Origin of the sequence: Pseudomonas veronii (assembly GCF_002028325.1) — a bacterium.
In the GTDB taxonomy this organism is placed as follows: domain Bacteria; phylum Pseudomonadota; class Gammaproteobacteria; order Pseudomonadales; family Pseudomonadaceae; genus Aquipseudomonas; species Aquipseudomonas veronii.
On sequence record NZ_CP018420.1, the window covers coordinates 1,702,838 to 1,724,230 of the forward strand.

At 62.8% G+C, this 21,393-nt stretch carries 24 protein-coding genes; 14 read left to right on the plus strand and 10 right to left on the minus strand.

The features are described 5' to 3' along the window. Nucleotides 1-39: 39 nt before the first annotated feature. Nucleotides 40-879 carry a cache domain-containing protein gene (locus PverR02_RS07830; protein WP_046384339.1) on the minus strand — a complete coding sequence of 280 codons (840 nt, stop codon included), beginning with the start codon at nt 877-879 and terminating at the stop codon, nt 40-42. A gap of 50 nt (nt 880-929) precedes the next feature. Continuing rightward, nucleotides 930-1,703 carry a transporter substrate-binding domain-containing protein gene (locus tag PverR02_RS07835; RefSeq protein ID WP_079443068.1) on the minus strand — a complete coding sequence of 258 codons (774 nt, stop codon included), beginning with the start codon at nt 1,701-1,703 and terminating at the stop codon, nt 930-932. 410 nt (nt 1,704-2,113) lie between these two features. On the opposite strand from PverR02_RS07835, the gene PverR02_RS07840 reads away from it, so the two are divergent. From PverR02_RS07840 to PverR02_RS07860, 5 genes are all read left to right on the plus strand, one after another. After that, nucleotides 2,114-3,484 (plus strand): glutamine synthetase family protein, encoded by a 1,371-nt coding sequence (locus tag PverR02_RS07840; protein ID WP_046384337.1) that lies wholly within the window; start codon nt 2,114-2,116, stop codon nt 3,482-3,484. Nucleotides 3,485-3,585: 101 nt separating this feature from the next. Further along, the gene (locus PverR02_RS07845) at nt 3,586-4,185 is read left to right on the plus strand and encodes a class I SAM-dependent methyltransferase (RefSeq protein WP_079443069.1); all 600 of its coding nucleotides are present in this window, start codon (nt 3,586-3,588) and stop codon (nt 4,183-4,185) included. 122 nt (nt 4,186-4,307) lie between these two features. Beyond that, nucleotides 4,308-5,441, plus strand: a complete 1,134-nt coding sequence (gene rnd / locus PverR02_RS07850; protein ID WP_046384335.1) for a ribonuclease D — start codon at nt 4,308-4,310, stop codon at nt 5,439-5,441. After that, a complete protein-coding gene (locus PverR02_RS07855; RefSeq protein ID WP_017848744.1) occupies nt 5,438-5,731 on the plus strand; it encodes a YcgL domain-containing protein in 294 nt (97 codons plus the stop codon). Before rnd ends, PverR02_RS07855 begins: the two co-directional genes overlap by 4 nt. A 109-nt stretch (nt 5,732-5,840) precedes the next feature. Continuing rightward, on the plus strand, nt 5,841-6,773 hold the full coding sequence (locus PverR02_RS07860; protein WP_017848745.1) for a D-2-hydroxyacid dehydrogenase: 933 nt from the start codon (nt 5,841-5,843) through the stop codon (nt 6,771-6,773). A gap of 51 nt (nt 6,774-6,824) precedes the next feature. On the opposite strand, the gene PverR02_RS07865 is transcribed toward PverR02_RS07860, so the two are convergent. Then, complete coding sequence (locus PverR02_RS07865; RefSeq protein WP_017848746.1) at nt 6,825-7,418, minus strand: nitroreductase family protein; 594 nt, start codon at nt 7,416-7,418, stop codon at nt 6,825-6,827. 153 nt (nt 7,419-7,571) lie between these two features. On the opposite strand from PverR02_RS07865, the gene PverR02_RS07870 reads away from it, so the two are divergent. Together PverR02_RS07870 and PverR02_RS07875 are read left to right on the plus strand one after the other, a co-directional pair. Further along, the gene (locus tag PverR02_RS07870; protein ID WP_017848747.1) at nt 7,572-8,021 is read left to right on the plus strand and encodes a YcgN family cysteine cluster protein; all 450 of its coding nucleotides are present in this window, start codon (nt 7,572-7,574) and stop codon (nt 8,019-8,021) included. A 13-nt stretch (nt 8,022-8,034) separates the two neighbouring features. Further along, nucleotides 8,035-9,255, plus strand: a complete 1,221-nt coding sequence (locus PverR02_RS07875; protein ID WP_046384334.1) for a hypothetical protein — start codon at nt 8,035-8,037, stop codon at nt 9,253-9,255. A gap of 65 nt (nt 9,256-9,320) precedes the next feature. Here PverR02_RS07875 and PverR02_RS07880 read toward each other — a convergent pair whose 3' ends face one another. The 4 genes from PverR02_RS07880 to PverR02_RS07895 all read right to left on the minus strand — a co-directional run bounded on the left by PverR02_RS07880 (nt 9,321) and on the right by PverR02_RS07895 (nt 11,528). Beyond that, the gene (locus PverR02_RS07880) at nt 9,321-9,671 is read right to left on the minus strand and encodes a YgaP family membrane protein (protein ID WP_017848749.1); all 351 of its coding nucleotides are present in this window, start codon (nt 9,669-9,671) and stop codon (nt 9,321-9,323) included. A gap of 68 nt (nt 9,672-9,739) precedes the next feature. After that, nucleotides 9,740-10,207: an RNA methyltransferase gene (locus PverR02_RS07885; RefSeq protein ID WP_017848750.1), complete on the minus strand. Its 468-nt coding sequence runs from the start codon at nt 10,205-10,207 to the stop codon at nt 9,740-9,742. Nucleotides 10,208-10,406: 199 nt separating this feature from the next. Continuing rightward, a complete protein-coding gene (locus PverR02_RS07890) occupies nt 10,407-10,781 on the minus strand; it encodes a YajD family HNH nuclease (protein WP_003210675.1) in 375 nt (124 codons plus the stop codon). 60 nt (nt 10,782-10,841) lie between these two features. Continuing rightward, nucleotides 10,842-11,528: a spermidine synthase gene (locus PverR02_RS07895; RefSeq protein ID WP_017848751.1), complete on the minus strand. Its 687-nt coding sequence runs from the start codon at nt 11,526-11,528 to the stop codon at nt 10,842-10,844. Nucleotides 11,529-11,606: 78 nt separating this feature from the next. Between PverR02_RS07895 and PverR02_RS07900 the strand changes: the two genes are divergently transcribed. Continuing rightward, a complete protein-coding gene (locus tag PverR02_RS07900; protein ID WP_017848752.1) occupies nt 11,607-11,885 on the plus strand; it encodes a hypothetical protein in 279 nt (92 codons plus the stop codon). A gap of 34 nt (nt 11,886-11,919) precedes the next feature. Here PverR02_RS07900 and PverR02_RS07905 read toward each other — a convergent pair whose 3' ends face one another. Next, on the minus strand, nt 11,920-13,974 hold the full coding sequence (locus PverR02_RS07905) for a S9 family peptidase (protein ID WP_079443070.1): 2,055 nt from the start codon (nt 13,972-13,974) through the stop codon (nt 11,920-11,922). Nucleotides 13,975-13,995: 21 nt separating this feature from the next. On the opposite strand from PverR02_RS07905, the gene PverR02_RS07910 reads away from it, so the two are divergent. From PverR02_RS07910 to PverR02_RS07925, 4 genes are all read left to right on the plus strand, one after another. Beyond that, nucleotides 13,996-14,529, plus strand: a complete 534-nt coding sequence (locus PverR02_RS07910; protein WP_017848754.1) for a hypothetical protein — start codon at nt 13,996-13,998, stop codon at nt 14,527-14,529. 30 nt (nt 14,530-14,559) lie between these two features. After that, nucleotides 14,560-15,336, plus strand: coding sequence for a class II glutamine amidotransferase (locus PverR02_RS07915; protein WP_026140241.1), 777 nt, complete (start codon nt 14,560-14,562; stop codon nt 15,334-15,336). Nucleotides 15,337-15,347: 11 nt separating this feature from the next. Beyond that, a complete protein-coding gene (locus PverR02_RS07920) occupies nt 15,348-15,890 on the plus strand; it encodes a DUF2937 family protein (protein ID WP_017848756.1) in 543 nt (180 codons plus the stop codon). A gap of 217 nt (nt 15,891-16,107) precedes the next feature. After that, nucleotides 16,108-16,848, plus strand: coding sequence for a 5-oxoprolinase subunit PxpA (locus PverR02_RS07925; RefSeq protein WP_079443071.1), 741 nt, complete (start codon nt 16,108-16,110; stop codon nt 16,846-16,848). A 25-nt stretch (nt 16,849-16,873) separates the two neighbouring features. On the opposite strand, the gene PverR02_RS07930 is transcribed toward PverR02_RS07925, so the two are convergent. Together PverR02_RS07930 and PverR02_RS07935 are read right to left on the minus strand one after the other, a co-directional pair. Continuing rightward, complete coding sequence (locus PverR02_RS07930) at nt 16,874-18,052, minus strand: vWA domain-containing protein (RefSeq protein WP_046384330.1); 1,179 nt, start codon at nt 18,050-18,052, stop codon at nt 16,874-16,876. An 11-nt stretch (nt 18,053-18,063) separates the two neighbouring features. Then, entirely contained in the window at nt 18,064-18,909 is an 846-nt protein-coding gene (locus PverR02_RS07935; protein WP_017848759.1) for an AAA family ATPase, read from the minus strand. 256 nt (nt 18,910-19,165) lie between these two features. Between PverR02_RS07935 and cysK the strand changes: the two genes are divergently transcribed. Further along, entirely contained in the window at nt 19,166-20,140 is a 975-nt protein-coding gene (gene cysK / locus PverR02_RS07940) for a cysteine synthase A (RefSeq protein ID WP_017848760.1), read from the plus strand. 186 nt (nt 20,141-20,326) lie between these two features. Continuing rightward, the gene (locus tag PverR02_RS07945; RefSeq protein WP_017848761.1) at nt 20,327-21,265 is read left to right on the plus strand and encodes an aspartyl/asparaginyl beta-hydroxylase domain-containing protein; all 939 of its coding nucleotides are present in this window, start codon (nt 20,327-20,329) and stop codon (nt 21,263-21,265) included. Nucleotides 21,266-21,393 lie beyond the last annotated feature (128 nt).

Consider the following 21,393-nt stretch of genomic DNA (forward strand, 5'->3'; position numbering starts at 1 on the left):
GGGCTGGCCCGCTCCCAGCGGTTTGACCGCCTGTGCAATTCAAGGGCTGTAATAACCGACCGCCACCATGAAATGCCCGGTTTTGCGCAAATAAGCATGCTTGTTCTCGACCTTGCCGGTCACCGGGTTTTTCCAACGGTACGTGTACTCACCCTGATCCTGCTCCGCCATCAACTTGAGGATCGGTGCGCCCACCGGCTTGCCGTCGGGGTCCTTGATCTTGCTGAAGTCGGTGTTGATCAGCCGCAGGTTGGTGCCATGGGCGACATAGCGCCGGGTATCGAGGTCGACCACGAACACGTAGAGATCGTCCTGCAGGAAACCGCCCTGCAATGAGTTGATCGCCTTCAGCGTGCCGGCTTCATCCTTGACCAGCGCCTTGACGGCCTGGTCCCGCAGCGCTCGCGCCTGTTCCGGCGTGGCCCGTGGCAGGTAATAGCCCACCGCGAGGATGCGTTCGCCGACACGTTGATAAAACACATGCTTGTGTTCGATCTTGCCGTCGTTCCAGTTCTGCCAGCGGTAGTCGGCCTGCTGGATGCCCTGGCCTTCCGGTGCCTTGAGCGCGTCCTTGAACGACTGGCGCAAATCCGCCCCGAGCACTTCGGACACATCGCGGCCGATCAAGGCGGAGGAGGGCCCGCCGCTGGCCAGCAACACGCCCTGGGTGTCGACCACGAACACATAGCGGTCATGGTCGACGAACTCGCCCTGGCGGCTGAAGGCGGCGAAGGCCTTGTCGCCATTGCTCTGGTAGTAGGCCAAGGCTTTCCCCAGCAGAGCCTTGGCCGCCTGGGCGTCCTCCTCCGGCAAGGTGGCGGCGTGTACCTGGCTGAAACCCAACAGCAGCAGCCAGCTGAATCGGAGCAGTCGCTTCATTATCCGTGCCTCGTTCTTATGGATGTGAGCACAGCTTAGACGGCTGCAGCTCAGGGCGCCGCCAGCCATTGATTGACGATGCCGTCGTACACCCCGGTGGCCACGCTCAGGTGCAACCACTGGTCGACGTAACTTTTCCAGGCCACATCGTCGCGGGGCAGCAGGAAGGCTTTCTCGCTGTATTGCATCTGCCGCTGCGGGTTGACCGCGCACAGCCCCGGCTTGAGTTTCTGCTGGAAGCGCGCCTCGCTGGCGTCGGTGATCATCACATCGGCCTTGCCCGCCAGCAGTTCGTCGAAGATGGTCACGTTGTCGTGCAGGCGTATCTGCGCCTGGCCCAGGTGTGCCCGGGCGAACACTTCGTTGGTGCCGCCCGCCGGCTCGATCACCCGCACCTGCGGCTGGTTGATCTGCTCGACGCTCTGGTAACGCTGCACATCGGCGCAGCGCACCAGCGGGATCTTGCCGTCGACGCCGAGGGACTGGCTGAAGAAGGCTTTTTTCTGGCGTTCCAGCGACACCGAAATACCGCCCACGGCGATGTCGCAGCGGTGCGCGAGGAAGTCCGGCATCAGGCTTTTCCAGGTGGTGGGCACCCAGGCGATCTTGGCGTTGAGGCTCTTGGCCAGGGACTCGGCCATGGCGATATCGATGCCTTCGTAGCGGCCATCGGCACGCAGGAAGGTGTAGGGCTTGTAGTCGCCGGTGGTGCAGACGGTGAGCGTGCCGCTGTCGAGCACGTTGTCCAGGCGCGAGGGGGGCGTGTCCGCGAAGGCGGGTGTCGCCAGACTCACCAATACACACAGGGCTAAAGGAGCTTTCATGCGGTCGAGTCCTTGGGCATGATCGGGCGGCCATTATTTCCAGCAAGATGGCGGGGTGGCAAGGACGGCGAATGTTTAGCCAACGTGCAACCAAACTCCGTCAACCCTGAATTGACGCCCCTGACCCGGCGTGTGACGCTGCCGGGCATCTCCCTCACGGTGATTCGCCCATGGACGGTTACCCCGACACTTACCCCGAGACACTGCCTGGCGTCGTCGCGCCGAGCGGTCCGGCGGATGTCGAGGCGTTGCCCTCCGCGCTGGCTTTCTGGGCCCTGTTCCACTGTCGACATGCGCGCCCACCAGATACCTCTCTCCTACGTTGATCTACCCGATGGATGACGCGCACCTGCGCGCATCCGCCCGGCGGCGCCTGTGCGCCTGCCTGACGCAAACGTATGAGAATTGCCATGAGTGTTTTTGCCAGCCTGCACGAAGCCCGCTCTTTCCTTGAGCAGAACCCGGACATCGAGATGTTCGAGCTGTTTATCCTCGACAACAATGGCGTGCCGCGCGGCAAGTTGCTGCATCGCGACGAACTGCTGGCGGTGTATGAAAGCGGCCGCCCGCTGCCCAGCACGATCCTTGGCCTGACCATCCATGGCGATGACGTGGAAAACTCCGGGCTGGTGTGGGAGGTGGGCGATATCGACTGCCGTGCGTACCCGATCAGCGGCAGTTTGCAGCGCATGCCATGGCGGCTGATTCCGACGGCGGCGGTGCAAGTCAGCATGCACCCCACCGAAGGCTTGCCCGCCACCGTGGCCGACCCCCGGCACGTGCTGGCCAGGGTGATCGACGGGCTCAAGGCCGATGGTTATTACCCGGTGATGGCGGCGGAACTGGAGTTCTACCTGCTCGACCAGAAACCCGACCACAACGGCCGCCCGCAACCGGCGCGCGACATGGACGGCGGCCGCCCGCGTGCGACCCAGGTCTATGGCCTGCGCGAGCTGGAGCAGATCGAGCCGTTTCTCGCCGACCTTTACAGCGCCTGCAAACTGCAAGGCATCCCGGCGCGCACGGCAATTTCCGAATACGCGCCGGGCCAGGTCGAAATCACCCTCGAACACCGCACCGATGCCCTGCAAGCGATGGACGAAGCGGTGCGCTACAAACGCCTGGTCAAAGGCGTGGCGCACAAGCACGGGATGACGGCGTGCTTCATGGCCAAACCGTTCGACGACCTGGCCGGCACCGGCATGCACATGCACGTCAGCCTGGCGGACGCCGAAGGCCATAACCTGTTCGCCAGCGAGGCCGCCGACGGCACGCCGCTGCTGCGCCAGGCGGTGGGCGGCATGCTCAGCACCTTGCTCGATTCGCTGCTGATGTTCTGCCCCAACGCCAACTCCTATCGCCGCTTCCAGACCAACAGCTATGCGCCGCTGGCCGCCACCTGGGGCGTCGACAACCGCACTGTCAGCCTGCGTGTGCCGGGTGGTCCGGCGCCGTCGCGGCACATCGAACACCGCCTCTGCGGCGCCGACGCCAACCCTTATCTGGCGGCGGCGGCGATCCTCGCCGGTATCCACCGCGGCATCCGCGAACGACTTGACCCCGGCGCTCCGGTGGAAGGCAACGGCTACGCCCAGGCCAACGCGTTGCTGCCCACCGATTGGCTCACCACCCTGCGCGCCCTGGAAGACTCCAGCTGGGCACGGGAGGCGTTCGGCAGTGAGTTTCTCGGCGTGTACCTGGCGGTGAAACGGGCTGAATATCGGCAGTTCATGGGCGAGGTGGGCGAGCAGGACTGGCGCTGGTATCTGCACTCGGCGTGAACGGATTGACGGTGGTGGTTTTTTCGACCTTTTTTTCACGTTGCACTGGTTAAGCTGCGAATCAAGGTCATTCACTACCGTTCCACTCACATGAGCCCGTGATGTTGTCACCACCACTTTCGTCCATCGAGATTGAATACGCCGAACGCTGTGACCGTGAGCACGCCAGGGTCTGCGGCGATACGCGCCCGCCTGGGCTGCGTCAGCGTCTGGCGGCGTGGCGTGACGGGCGGCTGGTGCGCAATGCCCTCAAGGTGGCCGGCGAGCCCGGTCTGATCCTCGACCTGGCCTGCGGTTCGGGGCGGTTCTGGCCGGTGTTGGCCGAACACGTCAACCGGGTCATCCTCGCCTCGGATAACTCCCAGGACATGCTCGACCATGCCCGCACCCATCACCCGGCGGCGCTGCTCAAGCGGGTCAAGACCTTTCAGGGCTCGGCGTTTTCCATCGGCTTGTCGGCGAACGCGGTAGATTGCATTTTCTGTCTGGAATTGTTTCGCCACGTGCCCAGCAGCGAAGGGCGCCAAGCGCTGCTGCAGGAGTTTCATCGGGTCAGCCGCGACACCGTGATCGTGTCGGTTGCCTCCCGGACGCCAGTGGAGGAGGAGTTCTGCCAGGCAGGGTTCCAGGTCCTGAATCACCAGGAGTTCATTCCTGGCTCCAGCGTATGGCGTGTCTACGTTCTACGTAAGATGGGATAACTCCAATCTGTCGGACTATTCTTTACACGCTGTCGGAGTTTTCATGATTGCGTGTGCACTGCGGATGCTCGCAAGTCCCTTCCGCGATATATACTGCGCGCCATTCTTCAAGGGAGAGCCGTGTGGCCATCGATATTCACTGGATCTGCGACAACGATAGCCTCGGCCAGCATTGCGCCGAATGGCAGCAGTTGCCATTCGTCGCCCTCGACACCGAATTCATGCGGGTCGACACCTTTTATCCCATTGCCGGGCTGATCCAGATCGGTGATGGCGTTCGCGCTTACCTGATCGACCCCCTGACCATCGACAACTGGCAACCACTGGCGGCGTTGCTGGAAAACCCGGCCGTGATCAAAGTGGTCCACGCCTGCAGTGAAGACCTGGAAGTGTTGCTGCGCCTGACCGGCAGCCTGCCGGTGCCGTTGTTCGACACCCAACTGGCCGCGGCTTACCTGAACCTCGGCTTCTCCATGGGCTATTCGCGCCTGGTGCAAGCCGTGCTCGATATCGACTTGCCCAAGGGCGAAACCCGCTCGGACTGGCTGCAGCGCCCGTTGTCCGAGACCCAGGTGAGCTACGCCGCCGAAGATGCGGTCCACTTGGCCGAGGTCTTCATTCGCCTGCGCCCGCGGCTGTCGGACGACAAATACGCCTGGGTCCTGGAAGACGGTGCCGAACTGGTGGCCAACCTGCGCCGCGAAGTCGACCCTTACGAGGTGTACCGCGAGGCCAAGCTGGCGTGGAAACTGTCCCGTGCCCAACTCGCCGTGCTGCGTGAACTGTGCGCCTGGCGCGAGCAGCAAGCGCGTGCCCGTGACCTGCCGCGCAATCGCATCATTCGTGAACACTCGCTGTGGCCCCTGGCCAAATCCCAGCCGGATAACCTCGCCGCCCTGGGCAAAATCGAAGACATGCACCCGCGCACCGTGCGTCAGGATGGCCAGTTTCTGCTGGACCTGATCAAGCGCGCCGGCAGCGTGTCCATGGACCAATGGCCGCCCGCCGTGGCTGAACCGCTGCCGGTGGATGCCGCTGCGCTGATCAAGCACCTGCGCGCCTTGGGCCAGGCGCAAGCCGAACGCCTGGAGATGGCGCCGGAACTGATGCTGCGCAAGAAAACCCTCGAAGCCCTGGTCAAAAGTGGCTACCCCGACGGGCCTTACCAATTGCCAGACTCGCTGCGTGGCTGGCGCCGCGAGTTGATGGGCCAGGCGCTGCTCGACAGCCTGGCCACTGCCGGAGAACAGCCTTGAAACGTATTTGCTCCATCTATCGCAGCTTGAAACGCAACGAAATGTATCTCTACGTGCTGAAAAGCGATGCCCTGGAGCGCGTGCCGGAACCCTTGATGGAAGCCTTCGGCAAGGCCCATCACGCCTTCGACATGGTGCTGACGCCCGAGCGCAAGCTGTCGCGCGAGGACATCGCAGTGGTCCTGGAAAACCTCGAAAAGCAGGGCTACCACCTGCAAATGCCACCGGCCGAGGACGAGTACATCGAACACTTGCCCGAAGAGCTGCTGCGCCGCAACGACCCGATGTGATCGCGGCGTGCCCTGCCCGGGGCGCATTCTTTTCCATGGAATCGTATTAATGGATGGTGGCCGTAAGGATGCGGGCGGCCGTCCGCATTGTTTTTGAAAGGTTTGAACCATGCGTGTTCTGATTGCTGAACAGGATCACCCGCTCTACGCCCGGTTGCTGAGCGAAGCGGCCCCGGACCTCGAGGTGTTGACCAGCGGCGACTCGGCCGAACTCTCGCGCCTGGCGGCCGATTGCCCGGTGTGGCTCGGCCAGCCGGACCTGCTCGCCACCCTGTTGCGCCAGGGGCACCAGCCGCAGTGGCTGCAATCGACCTGGGCCGGCATCACGCCGCTGCTGGCTGACGGCCTGCCCCGCGACTATCGCTTGACCCGTGCGGTGGGGATTTTTGGCCAGGTCATGGCGGAATTTATCCTCACCTACATGCTCGGCCATGAACGCGAAGTCTTGGCGCGCCTGGTCAGCCAGGTCGAGCGCAAGTGGGACAACCGCATGGGCCAGAGCCTGGCGGGGCGCACGGTGCTGATCGTCGGCTGCGGTGATATCGGCCAGCGCGTGGCGCAGTTCCTCGTGCCGTTTGGCGTCAAGCTGTACGGCATCGCCAGCCAGGCGCGCGAGCAGGCGCCGTTTGTCGAAGTGGCCGCGCTCGATCAACTCGGCCGGCTGGTGGGCGAAGCGGACTACGTGATCAACCTGTTGCCCAACACGCCGAACACCCACGACCTGTACGACGCGGCGCTGTTCAAGCAATTCAAGCCGAGCGGGTTGTTTATCAACGTCGGCCGCGGCGTTGCGGTGGTTGATGCGGATCTGGTCGAAGCGTTGAAAGAAGGGCACCTGGCTGGCGCGGTGATCGACGTGTGCCGCCAGGAACCGTTGCCGCAGCGCCACCCGTTCTGGACCGCCTGGGGCTTGCTGCTGACCGGGCACAGCTCGGCGCCGACCTCGCCGTCGATGATGGTGCAACTGTTTCTGGAAAACGTGCGCGCCTACCAGGCCAAGCAAGTGTTGCGCGGTGAAGTGGATTTCGAGCGCGGCTACTGACACCGCGTCGAACCACAGGTGGGGGCTGGCGAGCCAGCTCCCACGTCAGTCCTAGAGACTGAAATCGCCTTGCGAAACCAGCTCGCTCAACGGCTTGCGCGGGCTTGGGGTCTCACGGCCTTGCAGGTACTCGGGCAAGCTCGACTTGTCGCCCAGCTTGCCAATCGCGACCGCCGCATGCAGCGCATAACCCTCGGGAATCTTCAGCTCCTTGCGCGTCAGCGCCTGATCGAAGCCGGCCATGCCATGGCTGTGCCAGCCGCTGAGGCTGGCCTGCAGCGCGAGGTAGCCCCAGGCCGAACCGGTGTCGAAGGTGTGCCACAGCGCCGGGGTTTCTTCGCTGGCGCCGGGGGCGATGAAGTCGGTTTTCGAGGCGATGATCACCAGGGCCGACGCATGCTGCGCCCAGTTGCGGTTGAATTCGTTCAACAGGCCGAGGAAACGCTCCCAGTCCGGCGTGTCACGGCGCGCATAGAGAAAACGCCAGGGCTGCGAGTTGTAGGCCGATGGCGCCCAGCGCGCGGCTTCGAAAAAACTCAGCAGGGTTTCCTGCGGGATGCTCTCGCCGGTAAAGGCGCGGGGCGACCAGCGCTCAGTGAACTGGGGGTTGATCGGGTAATCGGCAGCGCGGGGGTTGGTGCTCATGGGCAGTTCCTGATCGTCAATTCGGCGCTCAAAGCTACTGCGCTCCCGCTAGACTGACAAGTCTTGCAACACCGCCAGTCGTAAGCGCTTGGCCCCAGTGGCCTTGGGCACTAGACTGGCGGCCTTTTCACCCACCGATACCGATGTAGAGCCATGGCCGCCAAAGTCGAACCTTTCTGGATACGCAAAACCCTTGAACACCTCGATCAGGAGGAGTGGGAGTCGTTGTGCGACGGCTGTGGCCTGTGCTGCCTGCAAAAGCTCGAGGATGAAGACGACAACAGCGTCTATTACACGCGCATCGCCTGCAAACTGCTCGACCTGAAAACCTGCCAGTGCACCGATTACCCCAACCGCCGCGCGTCGGTGCCCGACTGCATCCAGCTTACCCCGGGCCAGGCCGACCAGTTCAAGTGGTTGCCGCCCACCTGCGGTTACCGCCTGGTCAGCGAGCGCAAGGACTTGCCGCTGTGGCATCACCTGGTCTGCGGCGACCGTGACGCCGTGCATCACGAACGCATTTCCCAGTCCGGACGCATGCTCCGCGAAGGCAGCGTGCCCGAAGAAGACTGGGAGGATTACCTGATCTTCCGCGCTGGCTGAACAAGGAGCGAGTATGAAGGGCCTGACCCGGCTGGCGGCAAGCCTGGTGTTGCTGGCGCTGAGCACACCGGCGTGGTGCGCGAAGAAAGTCGACTTGGACTATCACGTCAAACTGCTGCCCCAGAGCGATCAGGCTGAGGTGCGCGTGAGTCTGTCCCAGGGTTCGGCGGTGCGCAGCCTGGATTTCGAGCTGGGGCGCGACGGTGACTACAGCGATTTCAAGGCCGATGGCCAATGGAAAGTCAGTGGCCATCGCGGCCTTTGGCAACCCAGCGCCGACAAGGCCAGCCTGACCTACCGTGTACGCCTCAGCCATGCGCGCAAGCCGGGTATCTATGAAACGCGCATGACGCCGGGTTGGGCGCTGTTTCGCGGGGAAGACCTGGTGCCGACCGCGCACCTCGACCAGCAGGACGGCGTCGAGCTGGTCTCGCGCCTGGTGTTCGAGCTGCCGACGGGCTGGAAAAGCGTCGAAACCGCCTGGCCGCGTATCGGCAAGCACACCTTCCGGATCAACAACGTCTCGCGCCTGTTCGACCGCCCCACCGGCTGGATGCTCGCCGGTAACCTCGGCAGCCGCCGTGTGCGCCTGGGCGAAACCGACGTCACCGTGGCCTCGCCCAAGGGCCAGGCCATGCGCCGTATGGATGTGCTGACGTTGCTGACTTTCGTCTGGCCGCAGGTGGAAGCCGCGTTCCCGCGTCACCCCGCCAAGCTATTGATTGTCGGCGCCAGCGACCCGATGCGCCGTGGCGCCTTCTCGGCGCGCGACTCGGTCTACCTCAACAGCCGCACGCCGCTGGTCAGTGAAAACGGCAGCAGCCCGTTGATCCGCGAAGTGGTGCATGCCATCGGCCGCTTCAGTGACCATGATGCCAGCGACTGGATCAGCGAAGGCCTGGCGGAGTATTACGCGATCGAGTTGCTGCGCCGTGGCGGCGGGATCACCGATGAGCGCTATGCGGCGATACAGGCGCGGTTGACCCGCGAAGGCAAGGACGTCACCAGCCTGCGTGGCGAGCACGTCAGCGGCGCAACCGTGGCGCGGGCAGTGGTGGTGATGCAGGAGCTGGATCGCGAGATCCGCGTGAAAACCCACAACAAGCGCTCGCTGGATGATCTCGCGCAAGTGGTGATGCGGGCGAACAGCGTCAGCACCCCAGAGTTTGTGCGACTGGCCCAGAGCATCATCGGCGAGTCGTCGGTGGTGCTGGACTCCAAGCTGTTGCGCTGACCCAGAATAAAGGTGGGAGCAAGCCGCCTCCCACATCTGGATCAGCAACAGACAGAAGACTTGGCTCAGCCGGTGGTTTTTGTGGCCTTTTCGGCCCCCGTTTGCGCCTTGGTCTTCAGGTTCTTCAACTCGTCACCGGCCCGCTCGATTTTCGTGCGCAGGCTGTTCATTTCCTGGCGACCTTGTTCCAGCTTGTCCTTGAGCGAACTGTGCCCGGTAAACCCACGCGTCAGCGCCACGCCGCCAATCGCCACCTGGAGCAGCCCGAAAATCCCGCCACGGCGCAGGCCTTTGCCGACCATGATCACGCCGCCGGCCACCGAGCCGATGCGCTCCCAACCGTGTACGTTCTGCGTGGGGCGGGCCTGGCGTGGGGTGGATTCAATGACAGGTCGCAGGGTTTTGCTGTCGCTCATGATCGGTCTCCAACAAGGGCTAGTGATACGCAACTGACTGTGTGCAGGCGCCGGATGTTCCCGGCAACTCAGTATTTGGGCCCCGAGCGGGTGTTATTGCCCTTGGCCAGGCGGTCGTAGAGCACCACGTTGACGGTGGCGGCGAGGTTCATGCAGCCGGTGGTCGGGATGTACACCACGTCTTCACACCAGTCGCGAATCTCTTTGTCGAGGGAGCCATCTTCGGGGCCGAAGATGTACAGCGCGCGGTCGGGGTGGGTGTATTCGGGCAGCGGGCGGGCGCCGTCCACCAGTTCGACGGCGACTGGGATGCAGCCCAGCGGCAGGATTTTTCTCAGGTCATCGATGCCGATCAGCGGAATGTCGTGGTGGACCTTCTTGGTGTCGGTGATGAAATCCCGGGCGCGCTCGTAGCGTTTGCCGGTGTAGAACACCGAGGCCACGCCGTAGCAACCGGCGGCGCGCATCACCGAACCGACGTTTTCGGGGGATTTGGGGTTATACAGACCGATGCAGCTGTAGCGTTTATTGCCCACGGGGAAGGGTGCCTTGGAGAAAAGCGGCGATTATACGGGGATTGGTCGGGCTGTGGTCGCTATCGAGCGCTGCGCCGCTGGCACTGCTGCCTTCGCGAGCAAGCCCGCTCCCACATTGGTCCGTGTCCATGCTCTGGAATGCGGTCAAGGGTAGGAGCGGGCTTGCCCGCGAAGAGGGCGGGGCAGCCCGCGCGCAACTTCAGTCGTCTTTCTTCATCAACCCTGCCAACGCCGCGAACGGGTTGTGCGTGGCCTTGGCGATCGTCGGGCTGCTGGTGGAGCCTTCGCCGAAGTACTGCTGGTCGGTGTAGCGCGAGTGCTCGTTGTCGTGGCAGTACAGGCACAGCAACTCCCAGTTGGACCCATCCTGGGGATTGTCGTCATGGTTGTGGTTGCGGTGGTGTACGGTCAGTTCGCTCAGGCGCTTGCCGGCGAATTCACGGGCGCAGCGGCCGCACACGTGGGGGTACATTTTCAGGGCTTTGTCGCGGTAGCCCATTTCCCGGTCGCGCTGGGCATCGGCGAGGATGCGGTCGAGCTTGGCGGTGTGGGAGGGCGGGTTGGTCGAGCTCATCATGGCTCCTGTCTTCGGGTGGGTCACGGATAGGGTTGATTCTAGCCAATCGCGGCGCAATTAGCCCTTGAGCTTTTCCGCAATCCAGATGGTGTGCCGCGTGCCCTTGTTGCCATGGGCGAACACTTGCACTTCCTCGGCCTTGAAACCGGCCTTGCGCAGCTTGTCGCTGAACAGCTTGTCGGCGCTGGCCGACCACACCGCAAGTACGCCCTTGGGGCGCAGGGCCTTGGCGCAGGCGGCCAGGCCACCGGCGGAGTAGAGCCAACTGTTGGCTTTTTGCGTAAGGCCTTCGGGGCCGTTGTCCACGTCGAGCATGATCGCATCAAAGCCCTGGGGCTCTGCTTGCAGCACCTTGGCCACGTCTTCCATGCGGACCACGGTGCGCGGGTCAAGCAGCGGGCGCCCGGCCTTTTCGCCCAAGGGGCCACGGTTCCATTCCACGACACCGGGCACCAGTTCTGCCACCACCACTTCGGCGGTCTTGCCCAGGTGCTTGAGGGCCGACGCGAGGGTGAAACCCATGCCCAGCCCGCCGATCAATACCCGCGAACCGGGGCGGCCGGCGACTTTGCGACAAGGGATTTCTGCCAGCGCGTCTTCGGAGCCGTGCATGCGCGTGTTCATCAACTGGCCGCCGTCGCCGCCCTGGATCTTGATGACAAAGTCCTCGCCGTATTCGAACAGGCACAAGGCACCGCCGTTGTCGGGGATCGGGGTGGTGTCCAGCAGAACGAAACGTTTCATGGAGATCTCATTGGGAAGGGCATTCTTGCGCGGTTGGGAGTAGCCTTACGACATTCCGGTCAGGCCATGGAGCCATCGATGAAGTGCAGCATTCTAACGGTCATTGTGTTGGGCGCGCTCACATTGGGTGTGGCGCAGGCTCAGGAGTTGCAAACCGTACCGGTTGCGCCGGCGCCAACCCCAGGCGCGCCGGGCACCCCCACCCCGACGCTGTATCCGCAAGTCACCCCGCCGGCGGTGCCCAAGACGAACGGCTCGCCGCCGCTGGTGCCTATCGTGTTACCTGCGCCACCGAAGGACCAGACGGTCCCCGGCGTGCCACCGAACGACAGCAAACCGAAGACACCCGGCGGTTAACCGCGTCGAGCGCTCCAGCGTTCAGCCAGGACCGCTAAACCAGCCCCAGCGCCTTGAACACAAATGCATATTCGAGCGCTACGTCACGTAATCCCTGGTAACGCCCGCTCATGCCGCCATGGCCGGCCCCCAGTTCGGTCTTGAGCAGCAGCAGGTTGTCGTCCGTCTTGGTGTCGCGCAGCTTGGCCACCCACTTGGCCGCTTCCCAGTACTGCACGCGGCTGTCGTTGTAGCCGGCGATCACCAGCAGGGCCGGGTAGGCCTGGGCGCGCACGTTCTCATACGGCGCATACGCCTTGATGCGCGCATAGACCTCGGGCTCCTGCGGGTTGCCCCACTCGTCGTACTCGGTGACGGTCAGCGGCAGGTCCGGGTCGAGCATGGTGTTGAGCACGTCGACGAACGGCACTTCGGCAATTGCCGCCTGGAACAGTTCTGGACGCTGGTTGAGCACCGCGCCGATCAACAGGCCACCGGCACTGCCGCCGCTGATCACCAGCTGTTTGGCGCAGGTCAAACCCTGTGCGATCAGGTGTTCGGCACAGGCGATAAAGTCGCTGAATGTGTTCTGCTTGTGTTCTTGTTTGCCATTGCGATACCAGGCTTCGCCCAGCTCGCCGCCGCCGCGCACATGCGCAATGGCAAACGCGACGCCACGGTCCAGCAGGCTCAGGCGCGCGTGGGAGAACCACGGATCGAGGCTCTGGCCGTAGGCGCCATAACCATAGAGGTACAGCGGCGTCGGTTTGCCAAGCTGGTCGCGCTTGACCACCAGGCTGATCGGCACCTGGGTGCCATCGGCGGAGGTTGCCCACAAACGCTGGCTGACGTAATCGTCGGCGTTGAAGACGCCGAGTACCGGGGTTTCCTTGAGCACCTGTTGCGCGCCGCTGGCCAGTTCCAGCTGGCGCACCTGGGCCGGACGGTTCAGGGCTTCGTAGCGCAGGCGGATCTTGTCGCTGGGGAATTCCAGGCTGTTTTGTACATAGAGGCTGTAGGCAGCGTCAGGCAATTCCACACGATAGGTCGGTAGACCCTGGGGATGCACTTCGATGACCGGCAGGCCGCCGATGCGCAGGCTCAAGGTCATGGCGCCGGCATTCAGGCTCACGCCGTCGAGCATCACCTCATCGCTGTGGGGGATCAGGTTTTTCCAGTCGGCCTGGGTCGGCACGCGGCCGGTGTCGGCGGCGACGAACAGGGCGTAGTTGATGCCGTCGCGGTTGCTGCGGATGAACCAGGTCCACGCACCGTCGAGCTGGCCGTGGTCGACGTCGTACTCGTGGTCTTCGACCCGTGGCGCCAGGCAGGTGAAGTCCAGGTGCGGCTGGTCGGCGTCCAGCGCCCAGATTTCACTGGTGGTCTTGCTGCCCAGGGCCACCAGCAACTGGCGCTCGGAGCTGGAACGGTAGCAGTGCAGGAAGAAACGCCCGTCGGTCTCGTGGAACACTTCCTGCGCGGCGGTGCCGTCCAGGCGATAGCGGTAGAGTTTGTGCGGACGATGGGTGTCGTCCAGTTCGCCGAAAAACAGGGTCAGGCTGTCATTGGCCCAGGTCATGCTGCCGTCGCAGTTATCGAACGCCAGTTCGCTGACTTTGTCGGTGGCCAATTCCTTCACGTACAGGGTGTAGATCTCTTCGCCATTGGTATCGAGGCTGTAGGCCAGGCGCTGATGGTCGGGGCTGATGCTGAACGCACCGAGGGAGAAAAAGCCGCCGTTGGCCAGCACGTTGGGGTCGAGCAACAGCTCCTCGCTGCTGTCATCCACCTGGTTGCTGTCGTCGGCCGGGCGCCGGCAGCGGTAGTGGCGGGCGTATTCGTCGCCGGCGGTGGTGCGCGTGTAATACAGGTACGGGCCCCAGGGGGAGGGCAGCGACAGGTCGGTTTCGAGGATACGGCCCTTGATCTCTTCGAACAGGGTTTCACGCAGCGCCTGTTGCCCGGCGAGTTGGGCTTCCTGCCAGGCGTTTTCGGCTTTCAGGTAATCCATCACTTCTGCGCTGTCACGCACTTGCAGCCAGGCGTAAGGGTCCTGGCCTGGGGCCTTGCGGGCAATCGGGGCGGCAGTGATGGGGGTCGATGGCGGCATGGATCACTCTCTGTCTGGCGGATGGTGGCAGGCATTGCAGCCGCGACACGCAAAAGCCGTTATCATAGCGGCCTGTTTGCCTACCTTGCCATGGACACCATGACCGAGAACGATTATCTGACCGCTTGGGGCCTTTACGCCTTCGCTGCTTTGGGCTGCCTGTTGGTGTGGTGGCGCATGACCCGCTGGATCTGGCGCTGGTTGCGCGAGCCACTGCAATTGCTGATGGCCGTGCTGCTGTTGAGCCCGACCATCGTCGACCCGGTCAAGACCCAGTTCGCGCCGGCCGTGGCGATTACTGCGCTGGACCTGGTGCTCAAGGTCGGCAATAACGCCTGGCGGGCCGTCTCCGACTTGTTCATGTACACGATGATCGCCTTTGGCGTGTACCTCGTGTTTGTGTTGATCCGCTGGCCCATCGAGCGCGCCGCCAATGCCCGCCGTGAGCGCAAGGCCGCCGCTGATGCCGCCTTGGCCGCCGAGCCCGAAGACGATGACGAGCCGTTCCGTCGCCCGGCGCCTGTGGGCGGTATGCGGGTCGAACCGCGCCTTTAACGTTGTCTGCCCTGCAGCGAGAGCCCTGGCATGTGTGAATTATTGGGCATGAGTGCCAACGTCCCCACCGATATCGTGTTCAGCTTTACCGGGCTGATGCAGCGCGGTGGGCGTACCGGCCCCCACCGCGACGGTTGGGGCATCGCGTTCTATGAAGGCCGTGGCCTGCGCCTGTTCCAGGACCCGGCCGCGAGCAGCGAATCGGAAGTTGCGCGGCTGGTGCAGCGTTATCCCATCAAAAGTGAAGTGGTGATTGGCCATATCCGCCAGGCCAACGTGGGCAAGGTGTGCCTGTCCAATACCCACCCGTTCGTGCGCGAGCTGTGGGGGCGTAACTGGTGCTTTGCGCACAACGGCCAATTGGCCGACTTCACCCCGCGCGCCACGTTTTACCGGCCGGTGGGCGACACCGACAGCGAAGCGGCGTTCTGCGACCTGCTCAACCGCGTCCGCGAGGCGTTCCCGGAGCCGGTGGAGATCGAACAGATGCTGCCGGACCTGATCGCCGCCTGCACCGAATACCGCAGCAAAGGCGTGTTCAACTGCCTGCTCAGCGACGGCGATTGGTTGTTCTGCTACTGCACGACCAAATTGGCCCAGATCACCCGGCGCGCTCCGTTCGGCCCGGCACGCTTGAAAGATGTCGACGTGATCGTCGATTTCCAGGCCGAAACCACGCCCAACGATGTGGTAACGGTGATCGCCACCGAACCCCTGACCGACAACGAAAACTGGACCCGCTACGAACCGGGCCAGTGGAGCCTGTGGCGGCGTGGTGAATGCGTCAGCCAGGGCATTACCGAGTAAGGAAGTCGACTATGTTGCTCAGCTATCTGCGGTTGGTGTTGTTTGCCATTGGCTTGTTGGTCGGTGTGCAAGTGCCGGGGTTCATCAATGACTACGCCAAGCGCGTCGAAGCCCACCTGATCGAGGCCCAGACCGGCCTGCGCGGCTTTGAATCCACCGCGCAACAGTTCTTCAACGGCGACTTGCAGGCCCTGGTCGCCCACTACCGCGCCAGCGACGACCCGGTGTTTCGCAGCGATGCCAACAGCCTCGGCACGTTGTTGGATCGTCAGTTGGCGCTGGACAAGCAATTCCAGGCCATGCAAGGCCCCTGGTACATTCGCGCATTGCAGGTAGCGGTCGCGGCCGACCCGGCGATCCGCCTGGAAACCTGGAACGGCTACAGCTACCAGATCCTGCTGACCCCCGAAGCCATGGGCTGGGGCCTGGGCGGGGCGATGTTGTTGTCGTTCGGCCTGGAGTGCCTGTTCCGCTTGATCGACTGGGTGGTGCTGGGCGGCAAGCGCCTGCGCCAGAGCCGGCCGATCGAAGAGCGTGATTTGAAAGGGCTGTAGAAAGGCCTGTAATGGTGGGAGGGGGCTTGCTCCCACCGTTTTAATCGCGTTCCTTCAACTTCATGGGGTCGACCTTTATGGGTTGGACGCCGTCCCGGACACACGCCAAAAATCGAGCCGTTTCACGATAAGTGTCGCTGGGACGGTGGGATAAGTTGCGAGTCTTGTGTAAAAGATCCCACACTACAAAAAAACAAAGCCTACAGGAGCACTCAGCGTGAGCCGTCTGCTATTGAATTGCGACATCGGCGAAAGCTATGGCAACTGGAACCTGGGTCTGGACGCTGAGGTCATGCCGTTCATTGATTGCGCCAACGTGGCCTGCGGCTTCCATGCCGGCGACCCGAGCGTCATGCGCAAGACCGTCGGCCTGGCGCTCAAGCATGGCGTGCTGGTCGGGGCGCACCCGGCATATCAGGACCTGCAGGGTTTCGGCCGCCGTTCCATGGCCTACACGCCCGAAGAAATCCAAGACCTGTTGCACTACCAGATCGGCGCGCTCGACGGCATTTGCCGCGCCCAGGGCGGACGGGTCAGCTACGTCAAACCCCATGGCGCGATGTACAACGACATGATGGCCAACCCCGCGCAGTTGCGTGCGGTGATCCAGGCCGTTGCCGCTTACGGCGAACTGCCGCTGATGCTGCTGGCCACCCGCGACAACTGCGCGGCCCAGGCGCTGGGCGACGAATACGGTGTGATCCTGTGGTTCGAGGCGTTCGCCGACCGTGCCTACGACAACAAGGGGCACCTGGTTTCCCGCCAATTGCCCGGCGCGGTACACCACGATACCGAAGCCATCATCCAGCAATCCCTGACCATTTCCCGTGGCGAACCCTTGACCGCCAGCGATGGCAGCCCCTTGGTCCTGCGGGCCAATACCTTGTGTGTGCATGGCGATAACGCCAGTTCGGTGGCCTCCGTGCAGCGCATTCGCGAAGCGTTGAAGTGCCAGTGACGCCACGCCTATGGGAGATATCGGGTTACTTGGAAAGGAACCGCATGCCTTCTTCCAGCCCGCGCAAGGTCAGCGGATACATCTGGTCTTCGACCAACTCCCGCACGATCCCGGTCGACGCCGTATAGCCCCAGGTGTCCTTCGGATACGGGTTTATCCAGATCAGCTTCTTGTACTTGGCCATGAAGCGCTGCATCCACACATACCCCGGCTCCTCGTTCCAATGCTCGACGCTGCCGCCGGCCTGGGTGATTTCATACGGCGCCATCGAGGCATCGCCGATAAAGATCACTTTGTAATCGGCGCCATATTTGTGCAGCAAGTCTTGGGTGGAGGTGCGCTCCGACGTGCGGCGCTGGTTGTTCTTCCACACCGACTCGTACACGAAGTTGTGGAAGTAGAAGTACTCCAGGTGCTTGAACTCGGTCTTGCACGCGGAGAACAGCTCTTCGCAGATCTTCACGTGGGCGTCCATCGAGCCGCCGATGTCGAACAGCAACAGCAGCTTGATGGTGTTGCGCCGTTCCGGGCGCATCTGGATATTCAGCAAGCCGGCATCGCGGGCGGTGTGGTCGATGGTGCCGTCGATGTCCAGCTCTTCCGCCGCACCCTGGCGCGCGAACTTGCGCAGGCGGCGCAGGGCGATCTTGATGTTGCGCGTGCCCAGTTCCACCTGATCGTCGAGGTTCTTGTACTCGCGCTGGTCCCAGACTTTCACCGCCTTGCCCTGGCGCTTGCCCGCATCGCCGACGCGGATGCCTTCCGGGTTGTAGCCGCCGGAGCCGAACGGGCTGGTGCCGCCGGTGCCGATCCACTTGTTGCCGCCGGCGTGACGCTCTTTCTGTTCTTCCAGGCGCTTCTTGAACTCTTCGATCAACTTGTCCAGGCCGCCGAGGGACTGGATCTGCGCGCGTTCTTCGTCGCTCAGCGAGCGTTCGAACTCCTTGCGCAGCCAGTCTTCGGGGATCAGCGCCTGCAGGTGGTCGTCGAGCTTTTCCAGACCGTTGAAATAGGCGCTGAAGGCGCGGTCGAACTTGTCGAAATGGCGTTCGTCCTTGACCAGGATCGCCCGGGCCAAGTAGTAGAACTCGTCCATGTCGGCGAAGATCACCCGCTGTTTCAGGGCGTTGATCAGGTCGAGCAGCTCGCGCACCGACACCGGCACCTTGGCTGCACGCATTTCATTGAACAGGTTGAGCAACATGGCAGGCGCCCTTATCGGTTACCGCGACGGCTCATGAACGCCAGGCGTTCGAGCAATTGCACGTCCTGCTCGTTCTTCACCAGCGCACCGGCCAGGGGCGGGATGGCCTTGGTCGGGTCGCGTTCGCGCAGTACCGCTTCGCCGATATTGTCGGCCATCAGCAGCTTGAGCCAGTCGACCAGTTCGGAGGTGGAAGGCTTTTTCTTCAGGCCCGGCACTTTGCGCACGTCGAAGAACACGTCCAGCGCTTCGCTGACCAGGTCTTTCTTGATGTCGGGGTAATGCACATCGACGATCTTTTGCAGGGTGGCGCGGTCGGGGAAGGCGATGTAATGGAAGAAGCAGCGGCGCAGGAACGCATCCGGCAGTTCTTTTTCATTGTTGGAGGTAATGATGATGATCGGGCGTTTCTTGGCCTTGATGGTCTCGTCGATTTCGTAGACGTAGAACTCCATCTTGTCGAGTTCTTGCAGCAGGTCGTTGGGGAATTCGATGTCGGCCTTGTCGATTTCGTCGATCAGCAGGATCACCCGTTCCTCGGCCTCGAAGGCTTCCCAGAGCTTGCCCTTCTTCAGGTAGTTGCGCACGTCATGCACCTTGTCCACGCCCAACTGCGAGTCGCGCAGGCGGCTGACCGCATCGTACTCGTACAGGCCCTGGTGGGCCTTGGTGGTGGACTTGATGTGCCAGGTGATCAGCTTGGCGCCGAAGGATTCGGCCAACTGCTCGGCGAGCATGGTCTTGCCGGTGCCCGGCTCGCCCTTGACCAGCAGCGGCCGCTCCAGGGTGATGGCCGCGTTGACGGCCAGTTTCAGGTCATCGGTGGCAACGTAGGCCTGGGTGCCTTCGAACTTCATCGGTCATTCCTCGAATTCATCAATGCCCGACTATACCGTGCGGCCCCGGCGACTGTGAACGCAGACGGGTTATTCAGTCTCTGAATGACCAGTCACGCGTGCGCTCAGTCGATCGAAGGCGTGGTCGTTCCCGGGGCCGATCTGCGGGCTTGTAGGAGATTGACTATTGCGATGTCTCCGACGTTCCTCTGACTGGACGCTTTGGAAGACGAGGCATACCCTTGGGGCTTTCTTCAAGCCGCCTCAAGGACCCGTCATGAGCCGCATTTTTGCAGACAACGCGCACTCCATCGGTAACACGCCTCTGGTTCAGATCAACCGCATCGCACCGCGTGGCGTGACCATCCTGGCCAAGATCGAAGGGCGTAACCCGGGTTATTCGGTGAAGTGTCGCATTGGCGCGAACATGATCTGGGACGCGGAAAGCACCGGCAAACTCAAGCCGGGCATGACCATTGTCGAACCGACCTCGGGCAACACCGGTATCGGCCTGGCGTTCGTCGCCGCGGCCCGTGGCTACAAACTGGTGCTGACCATGCCCGCGTCGATGAGCATCGAGCGCCGCAAAGTGCTCAAGGCCCTGGGCGCCGAGCTGGTACTGACCGAACCGGCCAAGGGCATGAAGGGCGCAATCGACAAAGCCGCGGAAATCCTCGCCAGCGACCCGGCCACCTACTACATGCCGGCGCAGTTCGAAAACCCGGCTAACCCGGCGATCCACGAAAAAACCACTGGCCCGGAAATCTGGAACGACACCGACGGCGCCGTCGACGTGTTGGTGGCGGGCGTGGGCACCGGCGGCACCATTACCGGGGTGTCGCGCTATATCAAGAACACTGCGGGCAAGCCGATTCTGTCGGTGGCCGTCGAGCCGATCGTCTCGCCGGTGATCACCCAGGCGCTGGCCGGTGAAGAGATCAAGCCGAGCCCGCACAAGATCCAGGGCATCGGCGCCGGGTTCGTGCCGAAGAACCTCGACCTGTCGATGGTCGACCGCGTGGAACTGGTGAGCGACGACGAATCCAAGGCCATGGCCCTGCGCCTGATGCGGGAAGAGGGGATTCTGTGCGGGATCTCCTGCGGCGCGGCGATGGCGGTCGCCGTGCGCCTGGCCGAGAAGCCGGAGATGCAGGGCAAGACCATCGTGGTGATCCTGCCGGACTCCGGCGAGCGCTACCTGTCGAGCATGCTGTTCAGTGATTTGTTTACCGATCAAGAAAACCAGGCTTGATGCAAATCAGCGTGAGAGCGGGGGCCTTATGCATAATTGGCCTACCCTCGCGCCGTTTTAAACGCTGATTGTTGGACTGCGCGGGTTTTTCCCGAGGTCCGGAGTGTTTATCATGGCCGGCTGCTACGCCTGGTTTCCCCTCGACGGGAGGTTGTTGGCCAGGCGCTTATTTCCAGGAGTTGCTGCATGACCTTTTCTTTGGCCGCCAAACTGTCGGTGTTGCTGGTGTTTATCGGCAGCACGCTGTACGTACACCTGCGCGGCAAGGCCCGTTTGCCGATGTTGCGCCAGTTCGTCAACCACTCGGCGCTGTTTGCCCCGTATAACGCCTTGATGTACCTGTTCTCGGCCGTGCCGTCCAAGCCGTACCTGGACCGCAGCAAGTTCCCGGAACTGGACGTGCTCAAGGACAACTGGGAAGTGATCCGCGAAGAGGCCATGCACCTGTTCGACGAGGGTTACATCCGCGCCGCCGAAAAGAATAACGACGCCGGCTTCGGCTCGTTCTTCAAGAAGGGCTGGAAGCGTTTCTACCTCAAGTGGTACGACAAACCGCTGCCGTCGGCCGAGGCCCTGTGCCCGAAAACCGTGGCCCTGGTCAGCAGCATCCCCAACGTCAAGGGCGCGATGTTCGCGCTGTTGCCGGGCGGCAGTCACCTCAACCCGCACCGCGACCCGTTTGCCGGTTCCCTGCGTTATCACCTGGGCCTGTCCACGCCGAACTCCGACGACTGCCGCATTTTCGTCGACGGCCAGGAATACGCCTGGCGCGACGGTGAAGACGTGATGTTCGACGAGACCTACGTACACTGGGTGAAGAACGAGACGGAAAAGACCCGCGTGATCCTGTTCTGTGACATCGAGCGCCCGCTGAGCAATCCCCTGATGACCCGCATCAACCGCTGGGTCAGCGCGCAACTGGGCCGCGCCACCGCGCCGCAGAATCTGGACGACGAACGCGTCGGCGGCATCAACCAGGCTTATGCCTGGAGCAAGTCGTTCAGCGACAAGATCAGCAGCGTGGTCAAGCAGTGGAAGCGCAAGCATCCCAAGGCCTACCGCATTGCGCGGCCGGTGCTGGCGGTTGTCGTCTTGGTACTGCTGTGGAAGTGGCTCTTCGGCTGACTTGAAGCTTTAAATGCGGTCAAAACTGTGGGAGGGGGCTTGCCCCCGATAGCGGTGTGTCAGTCATCAGATGTATCGACTGATCCACCGCTATCGGGGGCAAGCCCCCTCCCACATTTGGCCTCCAG

What these genes read in the sequence shown, in the direction of transcription:
- PverR02_RS07830 (WP_046384339.1), bottom strand. Translation starts at nt 879, where the DNA reads ATGAAGCGACTGCTCCGATTCAGCTGGCTGCTGCTGTTGGGTTTCAGC.
- PverR02_RS07835 (WP_079443068.1), bottom strand. Translation starts at nt 1,703, where the DNA reads ATGAAAGCTCCTTTAGCCCTGTGTGTATTGGTGAGTCTGGCGACACCC.
- PverR02_RS07840 (WP_046384337.1), top strand. Translation starts at nt 2,114, where the DNA reads ATGAGTGTTTTTGCCAGCCTGCACGAAGCCCGCTCTTTCCTTGAGCAG.
- PverR02_RS07845 (WP_079443069.1), top strand. Translation starts at nt 3,586, where the DNA reads ATGTTGTCACCACCACTTTCGTCCATCGAGATTGAATACGCCGAACGC.
- PverR02_RS07860 (WP_017848745.1), top strand. Translation starts at nt 5,841, where the DNA reads ATGCGTGTTCTGATTGCTGAACAGGATCACCCGCTCTACGCCCGGTTG.
- PverR02_RS07865 (WP_017848746.1), bottom strand. Translation starts at nt 7,418, where the DNA reads ATGAGCACCAACCCCCGCGCTGCCGATTACCCGATCAACCCCCAGTTC.
- PverR02_RS07870 (WP_017848747.1), top strand. Translation starts at nt 7,572, where the DNA reads ATGGCCGCCAAAGTCGAACCTTTCTGGATACGCAAAACCCTTGAACAC.
- PverR02_RS07875 (WP_046384334.1), top strand. Translation starts at nt 8,035, where the DNA reads ATGAAGGGCCTGACCCGGCTGGCGGCAAGCCTGGTGTTGCTGGCGCTG.
- PverR02_RS07880 (WP_017848749.1), bottom strand. Translation starts at nt 9,671, where the DNA reads ATGAGCGACAGCAAAACCCTGCGACCTGTCATTGAATCCACCCCACGC.
- PverR02_RS07890 (WP_003210675.1), bottom strand. Translation starts at nt 10,781, where the DNA reads ATGAGCTCGACCAACCCGCCCTCCCACACCGCCAAGCTCGACCGCATC.
- PverR02_RS07895 (WP_017848751.1), bottom strand. Translation starts at nt 11,528, where the DNA reads ATGAAACGTTTCGTTCTGCTGGACACCACCCCGATCCCCGACAACGGC.
- PverR02_RS07900 (WP_017848752.1), top strand. Translation starts at nt 11,607, where the DNA reads ATGAAGTGCAGCATTCTAACGGTCATTGTGTTGGGCGCGCTCACATTG.
- PverR02_RS07905 (WP_079443070.1), bottom strand. Translation starts at nt 13,974, where the DNA reads ATGCCGCCATCGACCCCCATCACTGCCGCCCCGATTGCCCGCAAGGCC.
- PverR02_RS07910 (WP_017848754.1), top strand. Translation starts at nt 13,996, where the DNA reads ATGGTGGCAGGCATTGCAGCCGCGACACGCAAAAGCCGTTATCATAGC.
- PverR02_RS07915 (WP_026140241.1), top strand. Translation starts at nt 14,560, where the DNA reads ATGTGTGAATTATTGGGCATGAGTGCCAACGTCCCCACCGATATCGTG.
- PverR02_RS07920 (WP_017848756.1), top strand. Translation starts at nt 15,348, where the DNA reads ATGTTGCTCAGCTATCTGCGGTTGGTGTTGTTTGCCATTGGCTTGTTG.
- PverR02_RS07930 (WP_046384330.1), bottom strand. Translation starts at nt 18,052, where the DNA reads ATGTTGCTCAACCTGTTCAATGAAATGCGTGCAGCCAAGGTGCCGGTG.
- PverR02_RS07935 (WP_017848759.1), bottom strand. Translation starts at nt 18,909, where the DNA reads ATGAAGTTCGAAGGCACCCAGGCCTACGTTGCCACCGATGACCTGAAA.
- cysK (WP_017848760.1), top strand. Translation starts at nt 19,166, where the DNA reads ATGAGCCGCATTTTTGCAGACAACGCGCACTCCATCGGTAACACGCCT.
- PverR02_RS07945 (WP_017848761.1), top strand. Translation starts at nt 20,327, where the DNA reads ATGACCTTTTCTTTGGCCGCCAAACTGTCGGTGTTGCTGGTGTTTATC.